This window comes from Paenarthrobacter sp. JL.01a (genome assembly GCF_025452095.1).
GTDB lineage: Bacteria > Actinomycetota > Actinomycetes > Actinomycetales > Micrococcaceae > Arthrobacter.
This window is the reverse complement of record NZ_CP104877.1, coordinates 1,086,660-1,098,294: the sequence shown is the minus strand read 5'-3', so window position 1 is coordinate 1,098,294 and position 11,635 is coordinate 1,086,660. Positions and strand designations below refer to the sequence as shown.

Sequence of the window (11,635 nt, the reverse complement as noted above, 5' to 3'; positions counted from 1 at the left end):
CGGTGTGGGGCTGGGATGGGGCTGAGTGCTGGGTTGGTATCTTGGGCGGCGGTTCGAGGGTGCCGGAGCAGGCCGCGGCTGGGCATGCGGCGCTCCAACGTTGTCCACATAGGGTGGTTTGTCCACATACGGCGGTTGTGGGCTTATGGGGTTTCTTCGGGGGTGACAGGCTTGATTCATGGATGGGATGGGGCGGCTTGTTGCACCCGGGACGGTGTTTCCCGGTCGCGGAGAAACGCCCTTGGTGGGGCTTGATGAAGCTATGAGGGCCTCCCCTGTGCTGGGCCCGCCCACCGATGGCTCCGCGGGATCCCTGTCCGCAGATCTTCCAGACGGTGCCCGCATTCTGCCCCGGCTTGGTGACACGGATGGGAGCAGCGTGGCCCGCGGCGGGTCTGCCCCAGAGGTGGGCGCTTTCCTTGATGATGCGGTGGAGGCGTTGGCCGGTTTGCGGGGTGCTGCTGCGGCGGAGGCGCTGTTGTTCGGGTTCGTGGAGGCGGCGGATTTCGCGGGCAGGGTCGAGGACCTGGCCCGGACACTTGAGTACGTCCAGATCATCGCGGCCCAAGCCGTGGAACGGACCCGGAATGAGGCGCGGTTGCAGGTGCAGGGATCGGGCGCGCCGGAGTGGCGGACAGGGTGGACCGAGCCTGCAGCGAATGGGGGCGCGACTGGTGCTGGGGCGGGCACAGGCGCTGATAGTGCCGGCGCTAGTGCGGGCAGTGTCCTTGATGACGGGTACCGGAACCCGGCGGAGTTCCTGCGGGCACGGTTGCGGATCGGGATCGGCGAAGCCCGCCGCCGGTTATCACTGGCCGCAGATGCCCTGCCCGGGGAGGGAACAACCGGCCAACAAGTCCCGGCCCGGCGCGAACACCTCGCCCAAGCCCTCGCAACAGCCCAAATACCCTCCCGGTCCGCCACGATCATCGCCACCGCCCTGGAGAAGATCCAACACCTCACCGACCAGGACACCATCACCCGGATGGAACACGCCCTGACCCGCACCGCCACCCAGTCCGACCCCGACTTCGTCACCACCATGACCCGACGCTGGACCGATCGCATCGACCAAGACGGTCCCGAACCCTCCGAAGAAGCCCTCCGCCACACCCAAGGCGCGTTCCTGCGCCGCCGACGCCGCTACGGACTCCACCACCTCGAAATCTTCGCCACCGCCGAACAATACGAAACCCTCACCACCGCCATGAACACCGCCACCAACCCCCGACTCACCACCACCACCGCGAACACCACAAAACCAGACACCAACACCAGCACCAGCACCAGCACCGGCACCGCAGACCCAGACACTGCCCCCGAAGCCAACCACGGTCCGGTACTGGACCGGCGCTCCCGCGCCCAAAAACTCCTCGACGGACTCGTCGGAGCCTGCGCCGTGGCCATGACCACCGGAAAACTACCCACCAACGGCGGACTCCGACCCCAACTCACCGTCACCATCGACCACCGCGACCTCCTCAACACCATCACCCGCTACAACCACACCAACCCCGGCATCAGCACCGGGACAGCGACGTTCACCGGCCGCCTGCACCCAAACACCATCCGCAAAATCGCCTGCGACGCCGACATCATCCCCGTCCTGCTCGGCACCGACTCCCAAATCCTCGACATCGGCCGCGCCACCCGCCTCTTCCCACCCCACATCCGCAAAGCCATCACCGCCCGCGACCAAGGCTGCGCCTTCCCCGACTGCACCCTCCCAGCCCCCTGGTGCGAAGCCCACCACATCACCTACTGGTCACACGGCGGCACCACAGGAACAGAAAACGGCACCCTCCTCTGCTCCCACCACCACCACCTCATCCACAAAGAGCAATGGCACATCGACATGAAAACCGGCACACCCCGGTTCATCCCCCCACCCCACATCGACCCCCACCAAACACCCCGCCGCAACCACCACCACACAGTGTTTACCGGACAGTCTCCACCGCTCAGAACATAAGCAAGAGCATAGGGAGCACGGAGCGACTAGGCAGAGACCCTGACCGGCAAACCTGTTTCCAGGGACTCCTGTGCTGCATCGGCTACCTTGGATGCGGCCACTGCGTCCTCGGGAGTGCAAGGGTTTTTTCGTTGCCCAAGCACGAGTTCCACGAACGCCGCCATCTCGGACCGGTATGCCTGATCGAAGCGCTCAGCGAAGGTGGCATGCGCCGTTCCGGAGGGAAACACCACTCCCGACTCAGCAGAACGCATGGCCATCTGCTGGTCCATGCCCACCAGGACCGAGCGTTCGGAACCCTGGAGTTCCAGCCGGACATCGTGCCCGGCCCCGTTGTATCGGCTGGCTGAGACCGTGCCTACCGTGCCGTCGTCGAACGTCACAACCGCCAAAGCGGTATCAACGTCGCCCACCTCGCCGATCGCCGGGTCGCCATTATTGGAACCTTTGGAGTAGACCTCAACGATTTCCTTGCCGGTGAGCCAGCGGAGGATGTCGAAGTCGTGGACGGAACAGTCGCGGAACAGACCACCCGAGGTAGCTAGGAATTCGACCGGGGGCGGGGTCATGTCGCAGGTGACGGCCCTGACCGAGTGGATCCACCCGAGTTCTCCGGCTTCGTAGGCGCGTTTGGCCTCAAGGTAGCCCGCATCGAAGCGGCGCTGATGCCCGATCTGCACTACTCCGTTCTTTTCGCGGATATAATCCAGGACCGGAAGCGATTCCGCCACGTTCACGGCTACTGGCTTTTCGCAGAACACGGGGATACCGGCATCCACTCCAGCCCTGATGAGGTCGGGATGCGTTGCTGTACCTGTAGCTATAACCAGGCCGTCCACCCCGGAGGCGATCAGTTCCTCCACCGAGCCCACGAATTCAGCACCGACGCTGTCCGCGACGGAGCGCGCGTGCTTCTCCGCAACGTCCGTCAGCTTCAGCCGCACCTGCACTCCGTCCTGTGCCATTGTGTCGTTGAGCGCGCTGATGTTGTTGGCGTGCATCACGCCGATCCGGCCCACGCCCACCAGGCCGAGGGTCACTACGTTCGTCATTTCTGTCTCCGTCACTGCAGCAGAAGTTGTTTTCTTGGGAAAATTCCTGATGCGACACTAAAGCTTGTCAGTTTGTCCTGTCAAACATTCGCACCCAACGTCGTCTCGAGAGCCGCGTCCGCCTCGCGCAATACCTTCGCCGCAACCTCAAGACCCTCGATCCGGCCAAGGGATACATCCTCGTGTTCGATGTTGACCAGCATGTCCGGATCCACGTCGTGAAGCGCGCGGAGGAACTCGGCCCAGTAGGAGGTGTCGTGGCCGCGCCCCAGGGCAACAAAGTCCCAGGCTGAGTTCTTCGGCCATTCGTTGGCCCATTCGTCTCCGCCAAGGTTGGTCCGGTCCTCCTCGGGTGACAACCGCCTGAAGCTGTTGTCCAGGACCCCATACAAAGCAGCGTTGCCCGTGTTCACGCGAACGTCCTTCGCGGCAGCCTGGAACACCAGCGACCCAAGTTCCCGGACCACAGCCACCGGGTCCATTTGCTGCCAGAACAGGTGCGAGGCATCCAGCTCCACGCCCACATGCGTGGCGCCCGTGAGTTCGATGAGCCTGTAGACATCGGCCGTGTTGAACACGATGTTCTGCGGGTGCAACTCCAGGGCCACTTTTACCCCGTGATCGGCGGCCAGCCGGTCAATTTCCTTCCAGAATTCCGCCGCCACGCCCCACTGAAAGTCCAGTACGTCCAGTGCCGCAGAGTTCCAGGCGTTGACTACCCAGTTCACCACCGTGGCACCGGGTTCGCCGCCGGGCAGTCCAGACATGGTCACGACGCGATCCTGCCCCAGCCTGCGGGCCAGTCGGATGGAGCGGCGGATGTCTTCGGCATGCCTCTCACCGATCTCCCGACGCGGATGCAGGGGGTTTCCATTGCAGTTCAAGCCGGCGATAGAGACCCCAGTGCCTTCGAAGAGGCCCAGGTAATCGTCCCTGGCAGCATCCGACACCAGGATGTCGTCCATAGTGGGCACATGCACCGCCGGAAGGAACCCTCCGGTATTGATTTCGATTCCAGTCAGCCCCAGGTCAGCAATGACCTTCAAGGCCTCCGGCAAGGACCGGTCATGCAGGATGGCGTTGTAGACACCGAGTTTCATAGTGTGATCTTCTTTCCGTTGTTAAGGGCGGACTCGGCAACAGCACCGAGGAGTTCCATGTTGCGAACGCCCTCGTCGAAGGTTGCACAGCGAGGCAGTGACTCCGCTTCGGGCAGCCCTGCGACTTCTTCGAGGAACGCCCGGGCCTGGTAGCCGAAGGCATCGTTCTGACCGAAACCCACTTCCGGGGCGTCCATGGCAAGGCCTCCCGAAATGTAAGGGTGCCCTGGGCCCAGAATGACTTGCCGGTAGCCGTTCTGCAGGCCCGCTTCGTCGTTCAGGAACAACTGGATCTCAGAAGGGCGGCGCTGGTCGAATTTGGCGCCGCCGTTCTCGCAGAACACCTCGAACTGCAGGCTGTTCGCATGCCCTGCGGCAACACGTGAGACCTCAAAGCTGCCCGCTCCGCTGGCGAACCCGGCATTGAAGGCCGCGTAGTCATCATTTTCCACGGCTTCAAAGGTGTCGGACACGGCCACGTGGTCGTGTCCCATCACGGCACTCAGTGGCAGCGGGCGCTTGTCGATCGAGGTGACCAGACGACCTCCACTGACGGATTGGATGTCGCCGCACAGGAATTCGGAGATATAGGTCAGATGGCTTCCGACATCGGCGAGCGCACCGGAGCCCGGCCCACCCTTGTAGCGCCAGCTCATGGGAGCGGCGGGGCTGACGCCATAGTCCGTCCAATAGCGGCCGCTGAAGTGCAGGACGTTACCCAGGGTTCCATTGCGGATGAGATCCCGGATGTAGGCAATGCCAGGGGTCCGTCGGAACGTGAATCCGATACGGGCCAAGGTCCCCCGGGCTTCGGCGGACCGGGCAGCATCAGCCATGGCCTGCGCGTCGGCGATGGTGTCACTGAGCGGCTTCTCACACAGAACATGCTTGCCGGCAGCCAACAGCCCTTCAACCACTTCGCGGTGGAGTGAGTTGGCGATGACCACGCTGACCACGTCGATGTCGTCAGCCTCCGCAATGGCCTGCCAGGAGGTGTCGCTGCGTTCGTATCCGAAGCGCCGAGCGGCCAGGGAGCCGAATTCGGCATTGACATCCGCGATCGACACGAGGCGCAATGGGGGCAGTACGGGGCTGTAGAGGGCAGAGGCCGCACGGTAGGCGGCAGCGTGGGCCTTGCCGGCCATGCCTGCGCCGATGACGGCGACGCCGAGGCTTTCAGCCATTGATTTCTCCTTTGAAATGTCGCCGCAGCGTGAGCACTGTCGGCAATTTTGTAGCGCTACAATTGTGCGCTTGGATCGATCGTAGCCATGTCCATATGTCCTGTCAATGTTCCAGAGGTTATCCTCGAAAGCAGGAACGAAAGGCAACGAAGATCCCTTGAAAAGCCCCGAAACGCACAACAGCCCCCTGGGCAAGAGGCCCACCCTCTACGACGTCGCCTCACACGCCGGTGTCTCGCCGTCGTTGGTTTCCCTCTACCTCAAGGCCCCCGAAAGGATCAGCGAAAAGCGCCGGGGAGCCGTACAAAAAGCGATCTCCGACCTCGGCTACCGCCCCAGCCGCGCCGCAACCACTCTTGCCAGCAGCCGCACCAAAAGCATCGGCCTGGTCATCGACGACTACCGGAACCCGTGGTTCGTCGACCTCCTGCGCGGCATGGAATCGATCTTGTCCGACCTCGGCTACCAGGTGATGCTCGCCGACTCCCGCCCTGGCGAGAACCGCATCAAGGAAGCCACCGACGGGCTACTGGCCATGCACGTGGACGCTTTGACGCTCGCCGCCGAGCCCAGCGATGCCATGCTGTCCGGAATCCGGGTGCCCACGGCGGTGGCCGGGTGGCGCAACGGCGTTCCGGATGGCGCGGACCTGATCACCAACGACGACGACGGCGGGGGCACCCTGGCCGCGAACCACCTGTTGGAGTTGGGTCATCTCCGCATCGGTCACCTCTCAGGTTCCGACGGCGCCTCCGCACACCGCCGGGCCGGTTTCCTGCGCGCGGTGGAGACGGCCGGCGTCGAACCTGTGATCAGCCAGTCACCTGGCACGTCGGAAGAGGACGGCTATCAGGCAGCCATCCGACTCCTGGACAGCCACCCGGAGACAACCGCGATCTTCGCAGCCAACGACACCATGGCGGTCGGCGCGTTCGCCGCGCTCAAGGCGCGCGGTCTCTCAGCTCCGAACGATGTATCGGTGATCGGCTACGACAACTCGCCCCTGGCGAAGTCGCGTTATCTGGACCTCACCTCAATAGACAATCGAAGCGACCTCGTGGGCGTGGCTACCGCCCGCAGGCTGCTGGCAAGGATCGAGGATCCCGCCCTCCAACCCGAGCAGACGCTGATCGAACCTGCATTGGTGCTGCGCGGAACCACATCCATTCGAGGCTGAAAACCTGGGCTGGATACGGCTCTGCCCGGAGCCACTGAGGGGCTCCGGGCAGAGATCCGCGAAGAAAGCCTAGTGGCGCTTTGAGCTTGCCTCCGGGGCAGCCTCTGCGACGTCCGCGACCTCGGCTTTGACTTCCTCCAATGCAGCCGAGTGTCCGCCCAGCTGCTCCAGTTCATGGGCCAACTCGGCCAGCTCCGCACCGCCGGCCATCTGCGCCGTCAGCTCATCGAGGCTGATGTCCTTCTTGTCGTAGTAACCGATCGATTTGCCGCGCTTGAGCAGCAGGAACCGGTCACCGACGGGATAGGCGTGGTGCGGGTTGTGGGTAATGAAGATGACGCCCAGGCCCCGGTCGCGCGCCTGCAGGATGTAGCGAAGGACGACGCCGGACTGCTTGACTCCCAGCGCGGCCGTCGGTTCGTCGAGGATCAGGACCTTGGCGCCGAAGTACACTGCACGGGCGATGGCGACGCACTGGCGTTCACCGCCGGAGAGCTGGCCGATGGGCTGCTCCACATCGCGCAGGTCGATGCCCATGTCAGCAAGTTCCTTCTTGGTGATGTCCTTCATCTTCTGGACATCCATGCTCTTGAACGGGCCGAAACCGCTGGTTAACTCCGAACCGAGGAAGAAGTTCCGCCAGATGGGCATCAACGGGACCACGGCGAGGTCCTGGTAAACGGTGGCAATACCGGCGTCGAGGGCGTCCCTGGGTGAGTTGAACTTCCTGGCATCCCCCATCACGTTCAACGTGCCCTCATCGTGCTGGTGGAGTCCGGCGATGATCTTGATCAGGGTGGACTTGCCGGCACCGTTATCGCCAAGGACACAGGTGACTCGGCCATTGTCCACGGCCATGGTCACGTCCCGCAGCGCGATGATGTTGCCGTAGTGCTTACCTACACCATCGAGTGAGAGCAGATGCACTGGTGTGTGCGTCAAGGGGTCCTTCTCGTCTTTCAGCAGGGTCTGCTGGTCGATCTGTTGTGCGTTCATGGTTCCGGCCCCTTACTTCAGCTCTGCCCGGCGTTTGACGATGAGGTTGACGATGGTTGCCAGCAGGAGCATCAAGCCCAGGAAGAACTTGAACCAGTCCGGGTTCCATTGTGCGTACACAATGCCCTTGTTGGCCATGCCGAAGATGAAGGCGCCGATAGCGCCGCCTACTGCTGAGCCGTAGCCGCCGGTCAGGAGGCAGCCACCGATGACCGCCGCAATGATGTAAAGGAACTCGTTGCCAACACCTTCACCGGACTGCACGGCATCGAAGGCGAAGAGATTGTGCATGCCCAGGATCCAGCCGCAGAAACCCACAGCCATGAACAGGCCGATCTTGGTTTTGGTGACCGGGACACCTACTGCGCGGGCAGCGTTGGCATCGCCGCCCACGGCGAAGATCCAGTTGCCGACGCGGGTGCGCAGCAGCACCCAGGAAGCAACCAGGACCAGGACAATCCAGAAGAACACCGTGATCTTCACTTCCACGCCGCCAATGCTGATGGAGGAGGCGAAAACCGCACGCGCCGATTCGAAGCCATCAAGCTTGGAGATGGACGGGGAAGAGACACTGCCACCGATGAGTCGGGTCAATGCCAGGTTGAGACCGGTCAGCATCAGGAAGGTCGCCAGCGTGACAATAAAGCTGGGGAGCTTGGTCTTGACCAGGATCCAGCCGTTGATGAAACCAATGCCCAGCGAGACCACCAGGGCCAAAGCAACGCCCACCCATGCGTTCAGAGAGAAGTTCCAGCTGAAGAGCGAGGCCGTCAGCGCGGACGAGATCACGGCTACGCCGGTGGAGAGGTCGAACTCGCCGCCGATCATCAGCAGCGAAACACCGACCGCCATGATGCCGATGGTCGAGGAGCCGTACAGGACGGTAGCCAGCGCATTTGGTTGGGTGAACGTCTGCGAGACGGAGGCGAAGAAGATGAACAGGACCACTGCACCTACGAGGGCACCGACCTCGGGCCTGGCGAGGAATTTTTGGAAGGGGTTGCGTCGGCCTACCCGTTCATCACCAGGCGATGTCGCCGGCGGCAGGGTTGCTGTGTTTGCCATGGGAGTGACTCCTTGTTGTCCAGGCTGCGCGGCGGCCATCCGCCGCGCAGCCTGATGCCGGGATCTAGCGAACGCCCTGCTGGGCGAACTTGAGGACGTCGGTAGCGTTGGACTTGTCCACGATGGTGGGACCGGTCAGGACGGGCTGGCCGCCGCCGATCTTGAAGCCTCCGCGCTTTGCCTGCCACAGGGAATCAACGGACATGTAGCCCTGGAGCCACGGCTGCTGATCGACGGTGAAGATCACCGCTCCGTCCACGATCTTCTGCGCGAGGTCGGCGTTGAGGTCGAAGCTGGCTACCTTGGCGGAGCTTCCGGCATCGGAAACCGACTTGAGCAAGGTCAGCGTGATCGGAGCACCGAGTCCGATGATCACGTCGGCGTCCTTGGCCGCCTGGAGCTTGGCAGTTGCCGTGGACTGCACCGCGGTCATGTCCTTGCCGTCAACGTAGAGGATCTCAGTGGCGGGAACCTTGGCCTTCACGCCGGCGCAACGGGCTTCCAGGCCCACGTGACCCTGCTGTTGGATGACGCACACGGGGTGCTTGTAGCCTTCGGCCGCAAGCCGGGTACCAACGGCTTCGCCAGCGAGTTGTTCGTTGGAACCGAAGTGGGTGAAGGCGCCGAGCTGGGCCGAGACTGATTCACCGGCGTTGAGGCTCACTACGGGAATGCCTGCATCGGTGGCCTTCTTCAGGACATCCTTCAACGCATCCGGAGTAGCCAGGGTCAGTGCGATGCCATCCACCTTCTGGTCAATGGCCTGCTGGACCAGCTGCGCCTGTCGACCGGCCTCGGGATCACTGGTGTAAAGGAGCTCCACGTTGTCCTTGGCGGATGCTTCCTCCGCACCCTTGCGGACGATGTCCCAGAACGTGTCTCCTGCAGCAGCATGCGTAATCAGGGCAACTTTGATGCGGTCGGTGCTGGCCACTTGGCCTGCAGCTGCTCCCCCGCCGGCATCCGCCGGCTTGCCGCCCTGGCTCGAGCAGGCGCTCAGTGCCACCAAGGGAACCACTGCAGCGACGACCGCCGCTTTGCGCCATGAGAATTTTGCCACCGTTATCTCCTTTGATTTCAGGTTGAGGGGTCCGGAGACTCGTATCCGGATCTCCCCACTACTCAGATCATGGTGACTGACCTCACACTTTGTCAATAGTTTGTCCTGACATTAGGATGTTTTTACGTACTCCCCTCGTGTAGATGTCCAGAGGGGAGCTGCCCGGAACCCCATCCTTGACGGCCGCGACCCGGCTGCTATTATCAGAAAAAGGCAGTATGTCCTATCAAGCGAACATGAGCGGACATAGCCTTCCATCCGGCAGAGGAGCCGCATCCTGCTTCCTCGCCGGCTTCAGCAGGCGTCCAGGAGGAACCAGTGACGAACCAACTCAGTCTCAGCATCGATCGTTCGTCCCCTGTACCCCTTTACCACCAGGTAGTACAGGGCATCGAGGCCGCCATCCACAGCGGTGTGCTGGAACCCGGCAGCCGTTTGGATAACGAAATTGACCTCGCAGCGCAGCTCAATCTGTCCCGGCCAACCATGCGCAAAGCAATGGACGAGCTGGTCCGGGCGGGACTGCTGGTCCGCAAACGCGGCGTGGGAACGCAGGTTGTGGCAAGCCAGGTCCGCCGCCCGCTGGAACTCTCCAGCCTCTACGACGACCTCAGCAACAACGGCAAAAAGCCCACTACCGAGGTCCTCAGCTTCTCCCACGTCGAAGCCGACGCCGCAACGCTCGCCGCCCTCCAACTGCCTGCCGGGTCCAAGGTCTACCACTTCACGCGACTGCGCAAGGTGGGCGGGAAGCCCTTGGCCCTCATGGAAAACTGGGTCCGGGACGACATCACCAGCATGGATGAATCCCAGCTCGCCAGCGAAGGCCTCTACGCCATCCTTCGCCGCGGCGGCGTCAACTTCCGGCTCGCTTCCCAACGCATCGGCGCCATGATCGCCAACGACTACCAGGCGCCCCTCCTCGAGGCCGAGGTCGGCTCCGCCCTGGTCACTATGGAACGCACCGCGGTTGATGACACCGGACGCATGGTCGAAACCGGACACCACGTCTACCGCGCTGACTCCTACAGCTTTGAAATGACACTCGTACAGCGCTAACGCAAGGACTTTACTTATGGCCAACTGGGTTTACCCGCTGGGAACCGCCAACGACGGTAAGTGGGATATCTCCCTCGGCACCTCCGATTCGAGCCTCGCCGTCGAAGGCTGGGCCCACACAGGACTGAAGGCCGCGACGCTCGCGCCGGGTGCCGCCGTCGAACTTCCTGCCGCTGCGGAGGAGCGCATCGTGGTGCCGCTGAGCGGCTCCTTTACAGTGACGGTCGACGGCGGGACGTACAGTTTGGCCGGTCGGCAGTCCGTTTTCCACGGGCCAAGCGACGTCCTCTACACCGGCATCGACAAGGCCGTCACCATCAGCTCCGACGACGGCGGCAGAGTCGCCGTCGCGACTGCGCCCGCCAAAGCTTCGTACCCCACCAGGCTGGTCACCGCCGCAGAAACGCCCGTGGAACTGCGCGGCGCGGGCAACTGCTCCCGTCAGGTCCATAACTTCGGCACACCCGCCGCACTGGAAGCCGACCGTTTCATCGTCTGCGAAGTGATCACTCCGGCCGGCAACTGGTCCTCCTACCCTCCCCATAAGCACGACGAGGAGAAGGACGGCGAAACCAGCCTGGAGGAGATCTACTACTTCGAAACCCGTGTGGCTCCCGGCTCCCCGGCCCCGGAGGAAACCGACGCGATCGGCTACGCCCGCGTCTACGCCTCAGATGAACGACCCATCGACGTCTCCGCCGAGGTCCGGACCGGAGACGTGGTGCTGGTCCCCTACGGCTGGCACGGCCCCGCCATGGCAGCCCCCGGCTACGACCTCTACTACCTCAACGTCATGGCCGGTCCAGGCCGGGTGCGCGACTGGCTCATCAGCGACGACCCCCACCATGGCTGGATCCGCCAGACGTGGGAGGGCCAGGACGTAGACCCGAGGCTCCCCTTCACGGCCTGAGTTTTTGTACAGATAATGCCCCTAAGACGAGGTCTTAGGGGCATTATCTGTACACAAACT

Annotated in this window: 10 protein-coding genes; 4 read left to right on the top strand and 6 right to left on the bottom strand. The window is 63.0% G+C overall.

What is annotated here, in order from left to right; translation table 11 throughout:
- The first annotated feature begins 262 nt into the window (after window positions 1–262).
- Entirely contained in the window at window positions 263–1,972 is a 1,710-nt protein-coding gene (locus N5P29_RS05385) for an HNH endonuclease signature motif containing protein (protein ID WP_262277617.1), read from the top strand.
- Window positions 1,973–1,998: 26 nt separating this feature from the next.
- On the opposite strand, the gene N5P29_RS05380 is transcribed toward N5P29_RS05385, so the two are convergent.
- The 3 genes from N5P29_RS05380 to N5P29_RS05370 form a co-directional block, all read right to left on the bottom strand.
- Window positions 1,999–3,024, bottom strand: coding sequence for a Gfo/Idh/MocA family oxidoreductase (locus N5P29_RS05380; RefSeq protein WP_262277616.1), 1,026 nt, complete (start codon window positions 3,022–3,024; stop codon window positions 1,999–2,001).
- Between the two features lie 80 nt (window positions 3,025–3,104).
- Window positions 3,105–4,124 (bottom strand): sugar phosphate isomerase/epimerase family protein, encoded by a 1,020-nt coding sequence (locus N5P29_RS05375; protein WP_262277615.1) that lies wholly within the window; start codon window positions 4,122–4,124, stop codon window positions 3,105–3,107.
- Window positions 4,121–5,308 (bottom strand): Gfo/Idh/MocA family protein, encoded by a 1,188-nt coding sequence (locus tag N5P29_RS05370; protein ID WP_262277614.1) that lies wholly within the window; start codon window positions 5,306–5,308, stop codon window positions 4,121–4,123. The genes N5P29_RS05375 and N5P29_RS05370 overlap by 4 nt, the downstream gene beginning before the upstream one ends.
- Window positions 5,309–5,465: 157 nt before the next feature.
- Here N5P29_RS05370 and N5P29_RS05365 point away from each other — a divergent pair, with 157 nt between their 5' ends.
- Complete coding sequence (locus N5P29_RS05365; protein ID WP_262277613.1) at window positions 5,466–6,485, top strand: LacI family DNA-binding transcriptional regulator; 1,020 nt, start codon at window positions 5,466–5,468, stop codon at window positions 6,483–6,485.
- 69 nt (window positions 6,486–6,554) lie between these two features.
- Here the strand turns inward: N5P29_RS05365 and N5P29_RS05360 are convergent, their stop codons facing one another.
- The 3 genes from N5P29_RS05360 to N5P29_RS05350 form a co-directional block, all read right to left on the bottom strand.
- Window positions 6,555–7,481, bottom strand: coding sequence for an ATP-binding cassette domain-containing protein (locus N5P29_RS05360; RefSeq protein WP_144662641.1), 927 nt, complete (start codon window positions 7,479–7,481; stop codon window positions 6,555–6,557).
- A 12-nt stretch (window positions 7,482–7,493) separates the two neighbouring features.
- A complete protein-coding gene (locus N5P29_RS05355) occupies window positions 7,494–8,546 on the bottom strand; it encodes an ABC transporter permease (protein WP_144662642.1) in 1,053 nt (350 codons plus the stop codon).
- 64 nt (window positions 8,547–8,610) lie between these two features.
- Window positions 8,611–9,606 carry a substrate-binding domain-containing protein gene (locus tag N5P29_RS05350; protein WP_262277612.1) on the bottom strand — a complete coding sequence of 332 codons (996 nt, stop codon included), beginning with the start codon at window positions 9,604–9,606 and terminating at the stop codon, window positions 8,611–8,613.
- A gap of 318 nt (window positions 9,607–9,924) precedes the next feature.
- Between N5P29_RS05350 and N5P29_RS05345 the strand changes: the two genes are divergently transcribed.
- A complete protein-coding gene (locus N5P29_RS05345) occupies window positions 9,925–10,665 on the top strand; it encodes a GntR family transcriptional regulator (RefSeq protein ID WP_262277611.1) in 741 nt (246 codons plus the stop codon).
- A 16-nt stretch (window positions 10,666–10,681) separates the two neighbouring features.
- On the top strand, window positions 10,682–11,575 hold the full coding sequence (gene iolB, locus N5P29_RS05340; protein WP_262277610.1) for a 5-deoxy-glucuronate isomerase: 894 nt from the start codon (window positions 10,682–10,684) through the stop codon (window positions 11,573–11,575).
- The last annotated feature ends 60 nt before the right edge of the window (window positions 11,576–11,635 follow it).

Excerpts from the sequence above, each read along its gene's own strand:
- N5P29_RS05385 (WP_262277617.1), top strand. The coding sequence starts at position 263 with ATGAGGGCCTCCCCTGTGCTGGGCCCGCCCACCGATGGCTCCGCGGGA.
- N5P29_RS05380 (WP_262277616.1), bottom strand. The coding sequence starts at position 3,024 with ATGACGAACGTAGTGACCCTCGGCCTGGTGGGCGTGGGCCGGATCGGC.
- N5P29_RS05375 (WP_262277615.1), bottom strand. The coding sequence starts at position 4,124 with ATGAAACTCGGTGTCTACAACGCCATCCTGCATGACCGGTCCTTGCCG.
- N5P29_RS05370 (WP_262277614.1), bottom strand. The coding sequence starts at position 5,308 with ATGGCTGAAAGCCTCGGCGTCGCCGTCATCGGCGCAGGCATGGCCGGC.
- N5P29_RS05360 (WP_144662641.1), bottom strand. The coding sequence starts at position 7,481 with ATGAACGCACAACAGATCGACCAGCAGACCCTGCTGAAAGACGAGAAG.
- N5P29_RS05355 (WP_144662642.1), bottom strand. The coding sequence starts at position 8,546 with ATGGCAAACACAGCAACCCTGCCGCCGGCGACATCGCCTGGTGATGAA.
- iolB (WP_262277610.1), top strand. The coding sequence starts at position 10,682 with ATGGCCAACTGGGTTTACCCGCTGGGAACCGCCAACGACGGTAAGTGG.